Here is a 16,972-nt window from a genome sequence, read left to right as displayed (position 1 = left end):
CTGCCCCGCGTAGACTCGACGCCCGAGAACGGGAAGGATCCGCATGCGCATCACAGGTCTCGGCCACGCCGGCATGTTCATCGAGACGACCGGGGGATCGATCCTCTGCGACCCGGTCATCGGGCCGAGCTTCTTCGGCTCGTGGTTCCCGTTCCCCGACAACCGGGGGCTCGATTGGGAGCGGTTCGGGCGGGCCGACTTCCTCTACATCTCGCACCGCCACCGCGACCACTTCGACCCGGCTCTCCTCGAGCGGTACGTACCGAAGGACATCCGCGTGCTGCTCCCGGCGTACCCGACCGACGACCTCGAGGTCGACCTCCGCGCCCTCGGGTACGACAACCTCGTCTACACGCAGTCGGGCGAGGTCCTCGAGTACGAGGGCGGCCTGAAGATCATGGTGACGCCGTTGCGCGCTCCGAGCGACGGCCCCATCGGCGACTCGTCGCTCTCGGTCGACGACGGCACGGCATCCATCCTCAATCAGAACGACTCACATCCCCTCGATCTCGAGAAGCTGCTGTCGTTCTCGAAGCCGGATGCCTACTTCACCCAGGTCTCGGGCGCGATCTGGTGGCCCATGGTCTACGACCTGCCCCAGGAGGCGAAGCAGAACTTCGCCCAGCTCAAGCGCGACGCGCAGAACAAACGCGCCATGTACTACATCGAGAAGGTGGACGCCGAGCACGTCTTCCCGATGGCCGGGCCGCCGATGTTCCTCCGCCACGACCTCTTCCGCTACAACGGGTACGGGCTCGAGAACGACTCGATCTTCACCGACCAGCGCCAGTTCCTCGCCCACATGCGCGAGGAGCGGCCCGACCAGAAGGGGTACGAGTTCGTCCCCGGCACGCAGGTCGACCTCGACCACGGCGACATCTCGGTGACGCAGACGCTCTACACCGCCGAGGAGATCGACCGGGTCTTCGACGAGAAGTGGGACTACCTGGCATCCCAGCGCGACGCCCGTCAGGACGAGATCACGGCGGAGATCGCGACGCGCGCGGAGATCGTCCCCCCCGCCGAGATGCTCGCGGCGATCAAGGAGTGGTGGGAGCCGCTGCTCCGCCGCGCCCGGACCATCCGCATGGGCGTCGGTGGCAACGTGCGCTTCCGGATCGGCGAGCTCGACATGGTCGTCGACTTCCCGAAGGCGAAGGTCCGCGAGTATGCGGGGGAGGAGTGCCTGTACTGGTACACGATCCCCGCCGACCTCGTCTCGACGAACCTCCGCGACCACGAGATCGACTGGTCGAACTCGATCTTCCTGTCGATGCAGTTCGACGTGGGCCGCTCGGGCAAGTTCAACGAGTTCCTGACGACGTTCCTGAAGTGCCTCTCCCGCGACCGCATCGAGTACGTCGAGAACTGGTACGCCGAACAGACGGATCAGACCGAGGATGCCGAGATCGGCGACTGGACCGTGCAGCGCCGCTGCCCGCACCTGCGCGCGGATCTCACGAAGACCGGCAAGATCGAGGACGGCGTCCTGACCTGCGCCCTCCACGACTGGAAGTGGGATCTCGCGTCGGGACAGTGCCTGACGACCCCCGGTCACCCGATCCGCGCGTCGCGCATCATCGAGACCGCGTCCGCCTCGGCATCCTGACCGCGCCCCGCCCGGCCCCGGCCCGGGTCGCCCGGCCTCGGATCACCCGGCCTCGCATCGCCCGGCCTCGCATCGCCCGGCCTCGGATCGCCGGGCCCCCCGGCTCGCATCGCCCGGCCTCGGCCTGCGCCGGCCGACCTCGGCGTCTCCTCCCGCGAGACCGCCCGTTCTCGACGAGACCCCCGCACAAGAGTCGCGGTCTCGTCGAGAACGCGCGGTCTCGGAGGATTCGGCGGGGGATCGGCGGGGGTCGGCGCGGATCGACGGGGGGGATCGGCGAGAGGTTCGACGGTCGAGGGACGCGGGGGGGGGGATCGGCGGGGAGGCGAAACGCGGTAGGGTGGATGCCGGAAACCCAGCAACCTTTAACACCGTCCCGTGAGGCGGAGAAGGGAGCGGCGGATGACCACGACCGAGTCTTCTCGGACCGTGCTGCAGTCGGCCGACATCACGCGTGCTTTGACTCGGATCTCCCACGAGATCCTCGAGTCCAACAAGGGCCCCGACGATCTCGTGATCCTCGGCATCCCGACCCGCGGCGTCACCCTCGCCGAACGCGTCGCCGCGCAGCTGCGCGACATCTCCGGAGCGGACGTCCCCGTCGGCGCACTCGACGTGACGATGTACCGCGACGACCTGCACCGGAACCCCACCCGCACCCCGCACCCGACGTCGATCCCCGCGGGCGGCATCGACGGCAAGACCGTCGTCCTCGTCGACGACGTGCTCTTCTCGGGCCGCTCGATCCGCGCGGCGCTGGATGCCGTGAACGACATCGGCCGGCCCGCCGCGGTGCGCCTCGCGATCCTCATCGACCGCGGCCACCGCGAGCTCCCCATCCGCCCCGACTTCGTCGGGAAGAACCTGCCCAGCGCGCGCACCGAGCGCGTCAACGTGCACCTGGTCGAGAACGACGGTGTCGACGAGGTGACGATCGCCTCATGAGGAACCTGCTCGACACGAAGTCACTCTCCCGCGCCGATGCGCTCCAGATCCTCGACGTCGCCGAAGACATGCGCGACACCCAGTCGCGCGAGGTCAAGAAGCTGCCGACCCTCCGCGGCAAGACGGTGGTCAACCTCTTCTTCGAGGACTCCACCCGCACCCGCATCTCGTTCGAGGCCGCCGCGAAGCGCCTGTCCGCCGACGTCATCAACTTCTCCGCCAAGGGGTCGTCGGTCAGCAAGGGGGAGTCGCTGCAGGACACCGCGCAGACCCTTCAGGCGATGGGCGCGGATGCCGTCGTCATCCGCCACGGGGCGTCCGGCGCCCCGCAGACCCTCGCCGAGAGCGGCTGGATCTCCGCCGGCGTCATCAACGCCGGCGACGGCACGCACGAACACCCGACGCAGGCGCTCCTGGACGCCTTCACGATCCGCAAGCGCTTCTTCGGCGACGGCAGCCGCGGACGTGACCTCGCGGGCCTGCGCGTCGCGATCGTCGGTGACATCCTGCACTCGCGCGTCGCACGCTCGAACGTGTGGCTGCTGACGACGCTCGGCGCTGAGGTCACGATCGTCGCTCCGCCGACCCTGATCCCGCAGGACGTCTCGGCGTGGCCGGTGACCGTCGCGTACGACCTCGACGAGGCGATCGCCGCCGGCCCCGACGCGATCATGATGCTCCGCATCCAGCTCGAGCGCATGAACGCCGCGTATTTCCCCACGGAGCGGGAGTATTCGCGGCGCTGGGGCCTCGACGCGACGCGCCTTCACGCCCTGCCGGAAGGTAGCATCGTCATGCACCCCGGACCCATGAACCGGGGGTTGGAGATCTCCTCCGCCGCCGCCGATTCCCCCCGATCGACCGTGCTCGACCAGGTCGCGAACGGCGTGTCGGTGCGCATGGCCGCGCTGTACCTGCTTCTGGCGGGCGAGCGGGGGACGACAGCACAGGAGGACGCCCGATGACCGAGACGTACCTGATCCGCGGAGCGGCACAGGTCGGCGGCGACGCTGCGGACCTCGTGATCGAGGACGGCGTCATCGCCGAGGTCGGCACGGGGCTCAGCCGCGCCGGCGCGACGGTGGTGGATGCCGACGGCCTGATCGCCCTCCCGGGCCTCGTCGACCTGCACGTGCACTTCCGCGAGCCCGGCTACGAGGCATCCGAGACGATCCTCACGGGATCGCGCGCCGCCGCGGCCGGCGGGTTCACGACCGTCTTCACAATGCCGAACACCTCGCCCGTGGCCGACACGGCCGGCGTCGTCGAGCAGGAACTCGCCCTCGGCGAGGCCGCCGGGTACGTGCGCGTGCAGCCGATCGGCGCGGTCACCGTCGGCCAGAAGGGGGAGCGGCTCGCCGAACTCGGAGCGATGGCATCGAGCCGGGCGCGCGTGCGCGTCTTCAGCGACGACGGCTTCTGCGTCTTCGATCCGCTCATCATGCGCCGCGCGCTCGAGTACGTGAAGGCGTTCGACGGCGTCGTCGCGCAGCACGCGCAGGACCCGCGCCTGACCGAGGGCGCCCAGATGAACGAGGGCGCGGTCTCGGCCGAGCTCGGCCTCGCCGGGTGGCCGGCGGTCGCCGAGGAGTCGATCATCGCGCGCGACGTGCTCCTCGCCGAGCACGTCGGCTCGCGCCTGCACGTCTGCCATCTCTCCACGGCCGGGTCGGTCGACATCATCCGCTGGGCCAAGAAGCGCGGTGTGAACGTCACCGCCGAGGTCACGCCGCACCACCTGCTCCTCACCGAAGAGCTCGTCCGCGGCTACGACGCCCGCTTCAAGGTCAACCCGCCGCTCCGGCGCGACGAGGACGTCCAGGCGGTCCGTGCGGGTCTCGCGGACGGCACGATCGACACCGTCGCGACCGACCACGCCCCGCACCCCACCGAGGCGAAGTCCTGCGAGTGGCCAGCAGCGGCGAACGGCATGGTCGGCCTCGAGTCGGCCCTCCGGGTCGTCCACCAGGCGATGGTCGAGACCGGGCTGCTCGACTGGGAGGACGTCGCTCGCGTCATGTCGGCGAACCCCGCGCGGATCGGCCGCCTCGACGACGCGGGCACGCCGCTCGTCGTCGGCGCCCCCGCCTCGCTGACGCTGTACGACCCGGCACCGGTCCGCCGCTTCGGCATGGATGACCTGCGCGGGCGGAGCGTCAACTCGCCCTACCTGGGTCGCGAGCTTCCGGGCGAGATCCGCTGGACGTTCTTCCGGGGCGCCGCCACGGTCGCCGATGCCGTGTTGGCCGAACGGATGCCGACGGCGGGAGCGATCCGATGACCCGCGAGGGAGCCCTGCTCGTCATGGTCGGCGCCGCCGTGCTGCTGCTCGCACTCGGCGTCGTCGCGTGGCGCCGGCGCACGCGGCGCGACGCGGGACTCACCGCCCCCGTCGGCGCCATCCCCGCGGGGGCGACGACGACAGGGTCCGCCGACGGGTTCTACGTCGCGACGACCCGTCACGGCGAGCCACTCGAACGCCTCGCGATCCGTCACCTCGGGTTCCGCTCGCGCGTTGCGGTGACCGTGACCGACGCGGGCGTCGCGCTCGACCTCCCGGGCGCGCCCGACCTCTTCGTGCCGCGCGAGCGCATCGACGACGTCGCCCTCGCGAACGTCGCGATCGACCGCGTCGTCGAGCCCGGCGGGCTCGTGCGTCTCACCTGGCGCGCCGACACATCGGGCGAGGCATCCGCCGACGCATCGGGCGACGCGTCCGCGGCGCAGGTCGCCGTGGACAGCTACCTGCGCCCGCAGGACGGCTCGGCTCGCACCCTCGCTAACCAGATCGCCGCGACGCTTCCGGCATCCTCCTCTCCCTCCTCCAGCACCCCGACGGGAGCCGACTCATGACCACTCCGACCTCCGCCGCTTCGCCGCCGCGGTTCTCCCTCCACACCGACCCCGCCGTGCTCGTCCTCGAAGACGGCTCGCGCCACCCCGGTCGCGCCTACGGCGCGCACGGCACGACGATCGGCGAAGTCGTGTTCGCAACCGGCATGACCGGCTACCAGGAGACCCTCACCGACCCGTCCTACGCCGGGCAGATCGTCCTGCAGACGGCGCCGCACATCGGCAACACCGGCATGAACGACGAAGACCCCGAGTCCCGCCGCATCTGGGTGTCGGGCTACATCGTCCGCGACCCCTCGCGCGTCGTGTCGAACTGGCGCGCCGACGAATCGCTCGACGACGCGCTCGTTCAGGGCGGCATCGTCGGCATCTCCGGTGTCGACACGCGCGCGCTCACGCGGATTCTCCGCTCGGCGGGCTCGATGCGCGGCGGCGTCTTCTCGGGTGAGGCCGCGGCGCTGGATGCCGAGGAGCAGCTGCGCCTCGTCCGCGCAGCCCCCGAGATGACCGGCCAGAACCTCTCCGCCGAGGTCTCGGTCGCCACCGAGCAGGTGACTCCGGCCGCCGAGGGCACCGAGCGGATCGGCAACCTCGCCGTCCTCGACCTCGGCGTCAAGCAGGCGACGATCCTCAACCTCGCCGCCCGCGGCTTCGACGTGCACGTGCTGCCCCAGTCGGCGACGATCGACGACATCCGCGCGATCGACCCCGTCGCGGTGTTCTACTCCAACGGTCCGGGCGACCCCGCGGCATCCGGCGACCACGTCGCGTTGCTGCGCTCCGTGCTGGATGACCGCCTGCCCTTCTTCGGGATCTGCTTCGGCAACCAGCTGCTCGGCCGCGCGCTCGGATTCGGCACCTACAAGCTGCCGTTCGGGCACCGCGGCATCAACCAGCCCGTGCTCGACAAGCAGACCGGGCGCGTCGAGATCACGGCGCACAACCACGGCTTCGCCGTCGACGCGCCGCTCGAGGGAACCGTCGAGTCGCCGAACGGCTACGGCCGCGTCGAGGTCTCGCACATCGGGCTCAACGACAACGTCGTGGAGGGACTGCGCGCCCTCGACCTGCCCGCCTTCAGCGTGCAGTACCACCCCGAGGCGGCCGCCGGTCCCCATGACGCGAACTACCTCTTCGACCGGTTCGCGGACCTGGTCCGTGCGGATCTCGATACCCGCGCTGCGCGCGCACTCGATCACCGAAAGGGTGGCAACTGATGCCCAAGCGCGACGACATCCAGAGCGTCCTCGTCATCGGGTCGGGGCCGATCGTCATCGGCCAGGCGTGCGAGTTCGACTACTCGGGCACGCAGGCCTGCCGCGTGCTGCGGGAGGAGGGCGTCCGCGTCATCCTCGTCAACTCCAACCCGGCGACGATCATGACCGACCCCGACTTCGCCGACGCGACCTACATCGAGCCGATCACCCCCGAGGTCATCGAGACGATCATCGCGAAGGAGAAGCCCGACGCGATCCTCCCGACCCTCGGCGGCCAGACGGCGCTGAACGCCGCGATGGCGCTGCACGACCGCGGCATCCTCGAGAAGTACGACGTCGAGCTCATCGGCGCGAAGGTCGACGCGATCCGCAAGGGCGAGGACCGGCAGATCTTCAAGCAGCTCGTCCTGGATGCCGGGGCCGACGTCGCCCGCTCGGTGATCGCGCACACGATGGACGACCTCCTCGCCGGCGCCGCCGAGCTCGGCTACCCGCTCGTCGTCCGCCCCTCCTTCACGATGGGCGGCCTCGGGTCGGGCTTCGCCTACGACGAAGAGGACCTCCGCCGCATCGGCGGCGCGGGCCTGCGCGACTCGCCCACCACCGAGGTGCTCCTGGAGGAGTCGATCCTCGGCTGGAAGGAGTACGAGCTCGAGCTCATGCGCGACACCTCCGACAACACGGTGGTCGTCTGCTCGATCGAGAACGTCGACCCGGTCGGCGTGCACACGGGCGACTCGATTACGGTCGCGCCCGCCCTCACCCTCACCGACCGCGAGTACCAGAAGCTGCGCGACATCGGCATCGACATCATCCGCGCCGTCGGCGTCGACACGGGCGGCTGCAACATCCAGTTCGCGGTCAACCCCGACAACGGCCGGATCATCGTCATCGAGATGAACCCACGCGTCTCGCGCTCGTCGGCCCTCGCCTCGAAGGCGACCGGGTTCCCGATCGCGAAGCTCGCCGCGAAGCTCGCGATCGGCTACCGCCTCGACGAGGTGCCGAACGACATCACGCAGGCGACGCCGGCGAGCTTCGAGCCGACGCTGGACTACGTCGTCGTGAAGGTGCCGCGGTTCAACTTCGAGAAGTTCCCCAACGCCGACACGACGCTGACGACGACCATGAAGTCGGTCGGCGAGGCGATGGCCATCGGACGCAACTACACGACGGCGCTCCAGAAGGCGCTCCGCTCGCTCGAGAAGAAGGGGTCGAGCTTCCACTGGGGGCCCGAGCCGCGCTCGAAGGAGGAGCTCCTCACGATCGCCGAGCGCCCGACCGACGGCCGGATCGTCGTGCTGCAGCAGGCCATGCGCAAGGGCGCCACGGTCGAGGAGGCCTTCGAGGCGACGAAGATCGACCCGTGGTTCCTCGACCAGATGGCCCTCATCAACGAGGTCGCCGAGTTCGTGCGGACCGCCGCCGAGCTGGATGCCGACGTGCTCCGCATCGCCAAGGAGCACGGCTTCAGCGACGCGCAGCTCGCCGAGCTCCGCGGCGTCTCCGAGGCCGAGATCCGCGGCATCCGCTGGTCGTACGGCCTTCGGCCCGTCTACAAGACCGTCGACACGTGCGCGGGGGAGTTCCCCGCGCTGACGCCGTACCACTACTCCAGCTACGACCGCGAGACCGAGGTGACGCCGTCGGAGCGCACGAAGGTCGTCATCATCGGCTCGGGCCCGAACCGCATCGGGCAGGGCGTGGAGTTCGACTACTCGTGCGTGCACGCGTCGTTCGCGCTGTCGGATGCCGGCTACGAGACCATCATGGTCAACTGCAACCCCGAGACGGTCTCGACCGACTACGACACGAGCGACCGGCTCTACTTCGAGCCGCTCACCCTCGAGGACGTGCTCGAGGTGCTGCACGCCGAGAGCGCGTCGGGGGAGATCCTCGGCGTGGTGTGCCAGCTCGGTGGACAGACCCCGCTCGGGCTCGCGAAGGGCATCGAGGAGGCGGGGTACACGATCCTCGGCACGTCGCCCGCCGCGATCGATATCGCGGAGGAGCGCGAGCTCTTCTCGCAGCTCCTCGACCGCGCGGGGCTCATCGCCCCGCGTCACGGCACGGCCACCGACGAGGCGGGCGCCGTCGCGATCGCCGAGGAGATCGGCTACCCCGTGCTCGTGCGTCCGAGCTTCGTGCTCGGCGGACGCGGCATGGAGATCGTCTACGACACCGAGAGCCTCCGCGACTACTTCGTCCGCACCGCCGGCGAGGTCGTCATCGAGGAGGGGAAGCCGCTCCTGGTCGACCGCTTCCTCGACGACGCGGTGGAGCTCGACGTCGACGCACTCTACGACGGTCACGAGCTGTACATCGGCGGTGTCATGGAGCACCTCGAAGAGGCCGGCATCCACTCCGGCGACTCGTCCTGCACCCTCCCTCCCATCTCCCTTGGCCGCACCGAGATCGACCGCGTCCGCGCGGCGACCCTCGCGATCGCCGAAGGCGTGGGCGTGCGGGGCCTCCTGAACGTGCAGTTCGCCGTCTCGGCGGGTGTCCTCTACGTGATCGAGGCGAACCCCCGGGCGTCGCGGACGGTCCCGTTCGTGTCGAAGGCCCTCGGCATCCCGCTCGCGAAGGCGGCGTCGCGGATCATGGCCGGCGCCACCGTCGCCGAGCTCAAGGCCGAGGGGCTCCTCCCCGCGCAGGACGGCTCGCGCGTGCCGCTCGACGCTCCCGTCTCGGTGAAGGAGGCCGTGCTGCCCTTCAAGCGGTTCCGCACCGCCGACGGCCACACCGTCGACTCGGTGCTCGGCCCCGAGATGCGCTCGACGGGCGAAGTCATGGGCATCGACCGCGACTTCCCGACCGCGTTCGCGAAGAGCCAGGCCGCCGCCTACGGCGGGCTTCCCACCTCCGGGACGGTCTTCCTCTCGGTCGCCGACGACGACAAGCGCGCCGTGATCCTCCCGGCGCACCGCCTGCAGGAGCTCGGCTTCCGCCTCACCGCGACCGAGGGCACCGCGGAGATCCTCGCGCGCAACGGCATCCGCGTCGACGTCGTGAACAAGTACTCCGCAACGCAGGAGAGCGGCGAGCAGAACGTCGTCGACCTCATCAATGCCGGCGAGATCGACATCGTCGTGAACACGCCCTCGGGCGGCATCGCGCGCGCCGACGGCTACGAGATCCGCGCGGCGGCCGTCGCTGCCGACAAGGCGCTCTTCACGACCATGGCGGTGCTCGGCGCGGCGGTGTCGTCGCTTCCCGTGCTGCGCGAAGGCTTCCAGGTGCGGAGCCTGCAGGAATACGCGAAGGACCGCGCCGACAACCGCGCGTCGGCCGAAGCGCGCGAGACGGTGGAAGTCCGATGACCGGGCCCGAGATCCCGCCGACGGCGGCCCCCACCTTCGGGCAGCGGCTGCGCGTCGCGCTCGACACGTACGGTCCGCTGTGCGTCGGCATCGACCCGCACGAGGCGCTCCTGCGCGCCTGGGGGCTCGACGCCTCGGCATCCGGCGTGCGCGACTTCGGTCTGCGCACCGTCGAGGCCGCCGCGGGGCGCGTGGGCGTGATCAAGCCGCAGGTCGCGTTCTTCGAGGCGCACGGCGCGGCGGGCTTCGCGGCGCTGGAAGAGGTCATCGCCACGGCGCGCGCCGCGGGGCTCCTCGTCATCGCCGACGCGAAGCGGGGCGACATCGGCTCGACGATGGAGGGCTACGCGGCCGCGTGGCTGCGCCCCGACGCGCCCCTTGAGAGCGACGCCGTGACCCTCAGCCCCTACCTCGGCACCGACGCGCTCGACGCGGCGCTGCGCACGGCCCTCGCCCACGACAAGGGAGCGTTCGTCCTCGCCGCGACGAGCAACCCCGAGGCGGCGACCGTCCAGTCCCGCACCGACGTCGACGGCGAGTCCGTCGCCGAAGGCGTCGCGCACGACGTCGCGGCGCGGAACATCGGTGCACCCGGATCACTCGGTCCGCTCGGCCTCGTCGTCGGCGCGACCGCCGATCGGCGCGCGGTCGGGCTCACCGACGTCGTCCTCGCGGGCATGCCGATCCTCGCGCCGGGCTTCGGCGCCCAAGGTGCGGAGCCCGAGGACCTGAAGCGCCTCTTCGGCTACGTCGCGTCGCAGGTGGTCGCGAGCGAGAGCCGCAGCATCCTCTCCGCGGGGCCCGAACGCCTCGCCGCGCGCATCGAGGAGCGTGTCGCCCGGTATCGTTGAGGTGATGACTGAGACGCGCCGCCCACCCGAGGTCGATCGCGCAGCGGCATCCCGCCGGGCCGTCGCCGCGCGCCGAGAGCGCGCGGCACTGAAACAGGATGTCGCGATGCGCGTCATCACCCCGCAGGAGCTGCTGCAGCGTGCCTGGGACCACCCTGAGTCGCCCGCGGGCGCCATGCGGATCACGGAGTACCTGACGGCGCTCCCCGCGATCGGGGAGGGCAAGCGCGACCGGATCCTCGCCGAGCTCGAGATCTCGCCGGTCAAGCGCCTGGGCGGCCTCGGCCCGCGTCAGCGCAAGGAGCTGTCGCGCTTCCTCGACGGGCGGTTCCCGCCGCACACTCCGCGCGCCGGTCGCAGCCGTCTGATCGTCCTCGCGGGCCCCACCGCGGTCGGCAAGGGAACCGTCGCCGCGCACATCAAGGAGCACCACCCCGAGATCCTCCTGTCGGTCTCGGCGACGACGCGGCCGCCGCGGCCGGGCGAAGTCGACGGCGAGCACTACTACTTCGTCGACGACGTCGAGTTCGATCGCCTCATCGCCGACGGCGAGCTGCTCGAATGGGCGACGGTGCACAACAAGTACCGGTACGGCACCCCGAAGGCTCCGATCGAGAAGGCCCTCGCCGAGGGTCGCACCGTGCTCCTCGAGATCGACCTGCAGGGTGCGCGTCAGGTGCGCGCCGCCGCCCCCGACGCGACCCTCGTCTTCCTCCTGCCGCCCAGCTGGGACGAACTCGTCCACCGGCTCGTCGGGCGCGGCACCGAGGACGAGGAAGAGCGCGCCCGGCGCCTGCGCACCGCGAAGGGCGAGCTCGCCTCGCAGGGCGAGTTCGACTACCTCGTCGTGAACGACACCGTGCCCCGCGCCGCCGCCGCGGTCGCCGCCCTCGCCGGCTGACCGGCCGCCCCCGGCGCCCGGCCTCCCGGCATCCGGCCTCCCGGACCGTTTCCAACGACACGGCCCCCGCGCCGACACGCCGTGTACCCCACCCCCGCGACGGCGTGTCGGGCACAGAACCTTGCAGTTCGGTTCGCCCGGGCATGGCCGGGGCCTACGCTGAGTCCGTGACCGTCACAGTCCCCCTCCACATCGAGGGGAACCCGGACGAGGTGGGCGCCGCCTCCGTGTTCATCGACGTCGATGTCACCGGAACTCCCCGTCGCTTCCTCTTCGACACCGGGGCCGCCCGTGGGCGCATTGCGATGGATGCCGCCGCCTCCTTCGACCAGACCCCGTCGGCAACGCCGGGACGCGGGGCTCTCGGAGCCGCTCGGCCGCAGCGGCGTACGCGTGTCCCGTTCCTGCGCATCGGCACCGGCCCATCCGCACTTCACGCGGACGACGTCGTTATGGAGGTCGCGTCCGCCGCCGATCCCGGCCCGCCGGACATCCTCGGACAGGAGGTCATCGCGGGGCATCGGTGGGACGTCCGCTTCCCCACGCGCACACTGACGATCGACGCCGACGCCGAGGACGCCGACGCCGACGAGCGCCCGCTCGTCCTCTCGAGCGCCGGGCATCCGCATGTCGACGTCACCTGGGACGCCGTCACCGCGCTCGCCGTGTGGGACAGCGGCGCCGGGGTCACGGTGGTCGACGCGGCGTTCGCGTCCCGGCATCCCACGCTCTTCACGCCACTGCGGAACTCCCGCGGACACGACGCACACGGGATCACCGCCGACACCGCGATGGTGACGATGGCCGCGTGCGTCGTCGGCGAGCGGCGCTTCGCGCCGAGCCTCGCCGCCCTCGCGCCGATCGCCGGGATCCAGCCGCCGGGGGAGCCGGCATTCGACCTCATCATCGGCTACCCGCTGCTCGCGCAGGCGGACTGGCGGATCGACCTCCAGCAGGGGACCTGGTCCTTCCTCCCGCGCTGATAGAATGATCGGATGCCGCGGCCAGAATGATCGAATGCCGCGACGCGGGGCCGCGCCCGCACGCTTTCCACCGGCTTCCGGCCGCTCGTCCGCAGACTCCGCACATCCCGCAGACCTAGGAGGTCCCGCATGGTCAACCGCGACAAGGGCATCATCGACCCGCCCATCGACGCACTGCTCGAGAAGGTCGACTCGAAGTACCAGCTCGTCATCTACGCGTCCAAGCGCGCGCGTCAGATCAACGACTACTACTCCGACCTGCACGAGGGGAACCTCTTCGACAACGTCGGGCCGCTCGTCGACTCGAGCGTCGAGGACAAGCCGCTCACGATCGCACTCCACGAGATCCACGAGGACAAGCTGCGCCTGCGCGAAGCCGAGTGAGCGCCGCACCACCGCGCGTATGACGCCGTACGGCGTCGCCATGCCCGTGTTCCCCGCGATGTCGGGGGCCACGGGCATGATGGTGTGAGGGGATGCCGAGAGCATCCCCACCTACCCCCGACAACCGAACCTTGGCACCGTCACCGGCCTCCCGGCTCCGACACCGTGCCGCCTCTTGGAGAGACCACGAGACCATGAGCACCCTGCGTCTGTTCACCTCCGAATCCGTCACCGAAGGACACCCCGACAAGATCTGCGACCAGATCTCCGACGCGATCCTCGACGCGATCCTCACCGACGACCCCGACGGCCGCGTGGCGGTCGAGACCCTCGTGACGACGGGACTCGTCCACGTCGCCGGCGAGGTGTCGACGAGCGCATACGTCGAGATCCCCGCAATCGTCCGCGACGTCGTGAACCGCATCGGCTACACTTCGTCCGACACCGGCTTCGACGGCGACTCATGCGGCGTCAGCGTGTCGATCGGTGCGCAGTCCTCCGACATCGCCGCCGGCGTCGACAAGGCCTTCGAGCGCCGTGAGGACGGGTCGGAAGATCCCCGTGACCTCCAGGGGGCGGGGGACCAGGGCATCATGTTCGGCTACGCGACCAACGAGACACCCGAGCTCATGCCGATGGCGATCTGGACGGCCCACCGCATCGCCGAGCGGCTCGCCGAGGTCCGCCGCTCGGGCGAGCTCCCGTTCCTCCGCCCCGACGGCAAGACCCAGGTCACCCTCGGATACGACGGCGCCGTGCCGACGACGATCGAATCGGTCGTCCTGTCCACGCAGCACCACCCGGAGATCTCGCAGAAGGCGCTCCGCGCGGCGGTCAAGGCCGAAGTCATCGACCCGGTCCTCGAACGCACCGGGCTCGCCCTTCCCGACGTGAAGTACTACATCAACCCCGCCGGGCCGTTCGTCATCGGCGGGCCCAAGGGCGACGCGGGCCTCACCGGACGCAAGATCATCATCGATACGTACGGCGGGGCATCCCGGCACGGCGGTGGTGCCTTCAGCGGCAAGGACCCGTCCAAGGTCGACCGCTCTGCGGCGTACGCGATGCGCTGGGTGGCGAAGAACGCCGTCGCTGCCGGCCTCGCCGACCGGCTCGAGGTGCAGGTGGCCTACGCCATCGGCAAGGCGAAGCCGGTGGGCCTCTACGTCGAGTCGTTCGGCACGGGGCACGTCGCCGATGAGGTCATCACCGCTGCGATCCGCGACGTGTTCGACCTGCGGCCCAAGGCGATCATCGAGCACCTCGATCTCCTGCGCCCCATCTACGCCCAGACCGCCGCGTACGGGCACTTCGGCCGCGAGCTGCCCGATTTCACGTGGGAGCGCACCGACCGCGTCGACGACCTCCGCGCCGCCGCCGGGATCTGACGCCGTTCGACCCGTCTCACCATGCCCCTCGTCGCGCGCGTCCTCATCGACTCGCCGCTGCCGCAGCTCGACCGTCTCTTCGACTACGCCGTTCCGGCGTCGCTCGAGGACGACGCCGTCCCGGGCGTGCGGGTCAAAGTTCCGCTGCGCACCGCGGGACGCGTCGTCGACGGCTATCTCGTCGAGGTCGTCGACGCCGCCGACGCGGTCCGCACGGCGAAGCCGCTGTCCGAGCTGGATGCCGTCGTCTCGCCGGTACCGGTCCTCACGCCGGCGCTGTACACGCTGGCGCGGCGCGTCGCCGACCGCGCGGCGGGGTCGGCGAGCGACGTCTTGCGTCTCGCGATCCCCAAGCGCATGGTGCGCGCCGAGAAGGCGTGGCTCGCGGCCCGGGAGAACGCCGAGAGCACGGGCGAGGGCGCCGGTGAGATCGACGGCGCGGAGGGATCCGCTGGGCCGATCGCGCCGTCGGACGACGCCACCGGATGGGCGCACGGCATCCTCGACGTCTACCCCGACCTGCGCGGCGCCGTCGACGAGGGAGCCCGCATCGCGCTCGACGCGCCGCCCCGCCCCGCGGCCGTACGGGCGGCGGGCGCCTGGGCGGAGCTCGTCGCCGCGCTCGCGATCGACACCCTCGCGCGCGGCCGGAGCACCCTCGTCATCGTCCCGGATCAGCGCGACCAGGAGCAGGTGCTCGCCGTCCTCGACGCGCACGCCCCCGACGGCTCGGTCGTCCGCGACGATGCGCGCCGGTCCGGCCCGGAGCGGTACGCGAGCTACCTGCGGCTCCTCGGCGGCGCGCCGGCGATCGTGGTCGGCAACCGGTCGACGGTCTACGCACCCGCGGCCGACGTCGGGGCGGTCATCATCTGGGACGACGGCGATCCGCTGCTGGCCGAGCCGCTCACTCCCGGCGTGCACGCGCGCGACGCGGCGCTCGTCCGGCAGGAGCTCGAGGGTTCCTCGCTCGTCTTCGCGGGCCACACCCGCACGACCGACGTCGAGCGTCTCGTCCAGCTCGGCTGGGTGCGCGAGGTCCCGGCCCGACGACGCGAGAGCCCGAACGTCATCCTGTCGGCGACGCGCGAGGGGGAGGCGCGCGGTCAGCGCGTGCCCTCGGCGGCGTTCGCGGCGGCGCGCACAGCGCTCGAGCACGGGCCCGTCCTCGTGCAGGTCGCGCGGCCCGGCTACGCGCCGGTGCTCGTCTGCGCCCAGTGCCGCACGCCCGCGCGCTGCCCGCACTGCACGGGGCCGCTCCGCGCGAAGCGCAAGGGCGCCGCGCCGGAGTGCGCGTGGTGCGGACGGACCATCTCGGCGTGGCGTTGCCCGCACTGTGAGGCGACGACCCTCCGCATGGCCTCGTCGGGCAGCGAACGCACCGCCGACGAGCTCGGCCGCGCCTTCCCGAACACCCGTGTCATCCTCGCCGACGGCGATCACCCCGTCGTGACCGTCGACGCCCGCCCGGCCCTCGTCGTCGCGACCCGCGGCGCCGAGCCCCACGCGGAAGGCGGTTATCGGGCGGTCATCCTGCTCGACGGCGACAAGATGCTCATGGCCGAGCAGCTGCGGATCGGCGAGGCATGCCTCCGCTGGTGGTCGAACGCCGCCGCCCTCGCCGCTCCCGGTGCACCCGTGCACCTCGTCGGGGTCGCCGGTCCCGTCGCGCGCGCGCTCGCGACGTGGACGCAGCCCGCCTACGCCCGTGCCGAGCTCGCCGACCGCGTGCCGCTCCACATGCCGCCGGCGGTGCGCGTCGCCGCCGTCGAAGGCACCGCTTCGAGCGTCGCGACGGCCCTGACGACACTGCGCGCCGATGTGCCGGGCCTCGACGGTCAGAACCCCGCCGCACAGGCGATCATCGGACCGGTACCCCAGGAGGGTGGGGGCGTCCGCGCCCTCGTCCGCTTCGACTACGGACTCGGCAGACCGGTTGCCGAGAGCCTGCGCGCCTCGGTCGTCGCCGATGCGCTGCGCGGCCGCCGCACCCGCACGACCGGTGACCGCTTCGCCCCGCGAACTACACTCAGGGTGCGGTTCGACGTGCCCGAGCTCGACCTCTGACCGACCACCCCACGCCAGCGGCATCTCTGCACCGCCGCCGGACCGCCACTGCACCGCCACTGCACCGCCACCGAGGAGCCACATGCGCATCGTCTTCGCGGGAACACCCGAACCCGCCGTGCCTTCCCTCCACGCCCTCGCCGCCTCCGGCCACACCATCGTCGGCGTCGTGACGCGCACGGACGCCCCGCTCGGACGCAAGCGCGTCCTCACCCCCTCGCCGGTCGCGCGGGCAGCGGAGGAACTCGCGCTACCCGTCATCAAGGCCGACCGGCTGGATGCCGACGCCACCGCCGCGATCGGTGCCCTCGCGCCCGATCTCGGCGTGATCGTCGCCTATGGCGGCCTGGTCCGGGAGCCGCTCCTGTCTCTCCCGGGCCGCGGCTGGATCAACCTGCACTTCTCGCTGCTCCCGCGCTGGCGCGGCGGGGGGGGGGGGGGGGGGGGGGGG

At 71.3% G+C, this 16,972-nt stretch carries 14 protein-coding genes; all 14 read left to right on the top strand.

Annotation, left to right across the window (positions count from 1 at the left end; genetic code table 11):
* Nucleotides 1-43: 43 nt before the first annotated feature.
* Nucleotides 44-1,609 (top strand): Rieske 2Fe-2S domain-containing protein, encoded by a 1,566-nt coding sequence (locus ACRVYW_RS00070; protein WP_431800533.1) that lies wholly within the window; start codon nucleotides 44-46, stop codon nucleotides 1,607-1,609.
* A 402-nt stretch (nucleotides 1,610-2,011) separates the two neighbouring features.
* Nucleotides 2,012-2,554, top strand: coding sequence for a bifunctional pyr operon transcriptional regulator/uracil phosphoribosyltransferase PyrR (pyrR, locus tag ACRVYW_RS00065; RefSeq protein WP_431800531.1), 543 nt, complete (start codon nucleotides 2,012-2,014; stop codon nucleotides 2,552-2,554).
* Entirely contained in the window at nucleotides 2,551-3,519 is a 969-nt protein-coding gene (locus ACRVYW_RS00060) for an aspartate carbamoyltransferase catalytic subunit (RefSeq protein WP_431800529.1), read from the top strand. Before pyrR ends, ACRVYW_RS00060 begins: the two co-directional genes overlap by 4 nt.
* Nucleotides 3,516-4,835, top strand: coding sequence for a dihydroorotase (locus tag ACRVYW_RS00055; protein ID WP_431800527.1), 1,320 nt, complete (start codon nucleotides 3,516-3,518; stop codon nucleotides 4,833-4,835). Before ACRVYW_RS00060 ends, ACRVYW_RS00055 begins: the two co-directional genes overlap by 4 nt.
* The gene (locus ACRVYW_RS00050; RefSeq protein ID WP_431800525.1) at nucleotides 4,832-5,407 is read left to right on the top strand and encodes a hypothetical protein; all 576 of its coding nucleotides are present in this window, start codon (nucleotides 4,832-4,834) and stop codon (nucleotides 5,405-5,407) included. Before ACRVYW_RS00055 ends, ACRVYW_RS00050 begins: the two co-directional genes overlap by 4 nt.
* The gene (carA, locus tag ACRVYW_RS00045) at nucleotides 5,404-6,624 is read left to right on the top strand and encodes a glutamine-hydrolyzing carbamoyl-phosphate synthase small subunit (RefSeq protein ID WP_431800523.1); all 1,221 of its coding nucleotides are present in this window, start codon (nucleotides 5,404-5,406) and stop codon (nucleotides 6,622-6,624) included. The genes ACRVYW_RS00050 and carA overlap by 4 nt, the downstream gene beginning before the upstream one ends.
* The gene (gene carB, locus ACRVYW_RS00040) at nucleotides 6,624-9,947 is read left to right on the top strand and encodes a carbamoyl-phosphate synthase large subunit (protein ID WP_431800521.1); all 3,324 of its coding nucleotides are present in this window, start codon (nucleotides 6,624-6,626) and stop codon (nucleotides 9,945-9,947) included. Before carA ends, carB begins: the two co-directional genes overlap by 1 nt.
* Nucleotides 9,944-10,798: an orotidine-5'-phosphate decarboxylase gene (gene pyrF, locus ACRVYW_RS00035; protein WP_431800519.1), complete on the top strand. Its 855-nt coding sequence runs from the start codon at nucleotides 9,944-9,946 to the stop codon at nucleotides 10,796-10,798. Before carB ends, pyrF begins: the two co-directional genes overlap by 4 nt.
* 4 nt (nucleotides 10,799-10,802) lie before the next feature.
* The gene (gene gmk / locus ACRVYW_RS00030; RefSeq protein ID WP_431800518.1) at nucleotides 10,803-11,699 is read left to right on the top strand and encodes a guanylate kinase; all 897 of its coding nucleotides are present in this window, start codon (nucleotides 10,803-10,805) and stop codon (nucleotides 11,697-11,699) included.
* 167 nt (nucleotides 11,700-11,866) lie between these two features.
* Nucleotides 11,867-12,682: an aspartyl protease family protein gene (locus ACRVYW_RS00025; RefSeq protein ID WP_431800516.1), complete on the top strand. Its 816-nt coding sequence runs from the start codon at nucleotides 11,867-11,869 to the stop codon at nucleotides 12,680-12,682.
* A 129-nt stretch (nucleotides 12,683-12,811) separates the two neighbouring features.
* Nucleotides 12,812-13,066 (top strand): DNA-directed RNA polymerase subunit omega, encoded by a 255-nt coding sequence (gene rpoZ, locus ACRVYW_RS00020; protein WP_431800514.1) that lies wholly within the window; start codon nucleotides 12,812-12,814, stop codon nucleotides 13,064-13,066.
* Between the two features lie 194 nt (nucleotides 13,067-13,260).
* Entirely contained in the window at nucleotides 13,261-14,454 is a 1,194-nt protein-coding gene (gene metK / locus ACRVYW_RS00015) for a methionine adenosyltransferase (RefSeq protein WP_431800512.1), read from the top strand.
* Nucleotides 14,455-14,475: 21 nt separating this feature from the next.
* Entirely contained in the window at nucleotides 14,476-16,521 is a 2,046-nt protein-coding gene (locus ACRVYW_RS00010) for a primosomal protein N' (RefSeq protein ID WP_431800511.1), read from the top strand.
* Between the two features lie 82 nt (nucleotides 16,522-16,603).
* Nucleotides 16,604-16,972 (top strand): methionyl-tRNA formyltransferase (locus ACRVYW_RS00005; RefSeq protein WP_431800508.1); only part of this gene is annotated, 369 nt, incomplete at its 3' end.

The organism is Microbacterium sp. bgisy203 (assembly GCF_965345155.1).
GTDB lineage: Bacteria > Actinomycetota > Actinomycetes > Actinomycetales > Microbacteriaceae > Microbacterium.
Note: the sequence above shows the minus strand (reverse complement) of the source record. Positions and strands in the feature narration are given on the sequence as shown.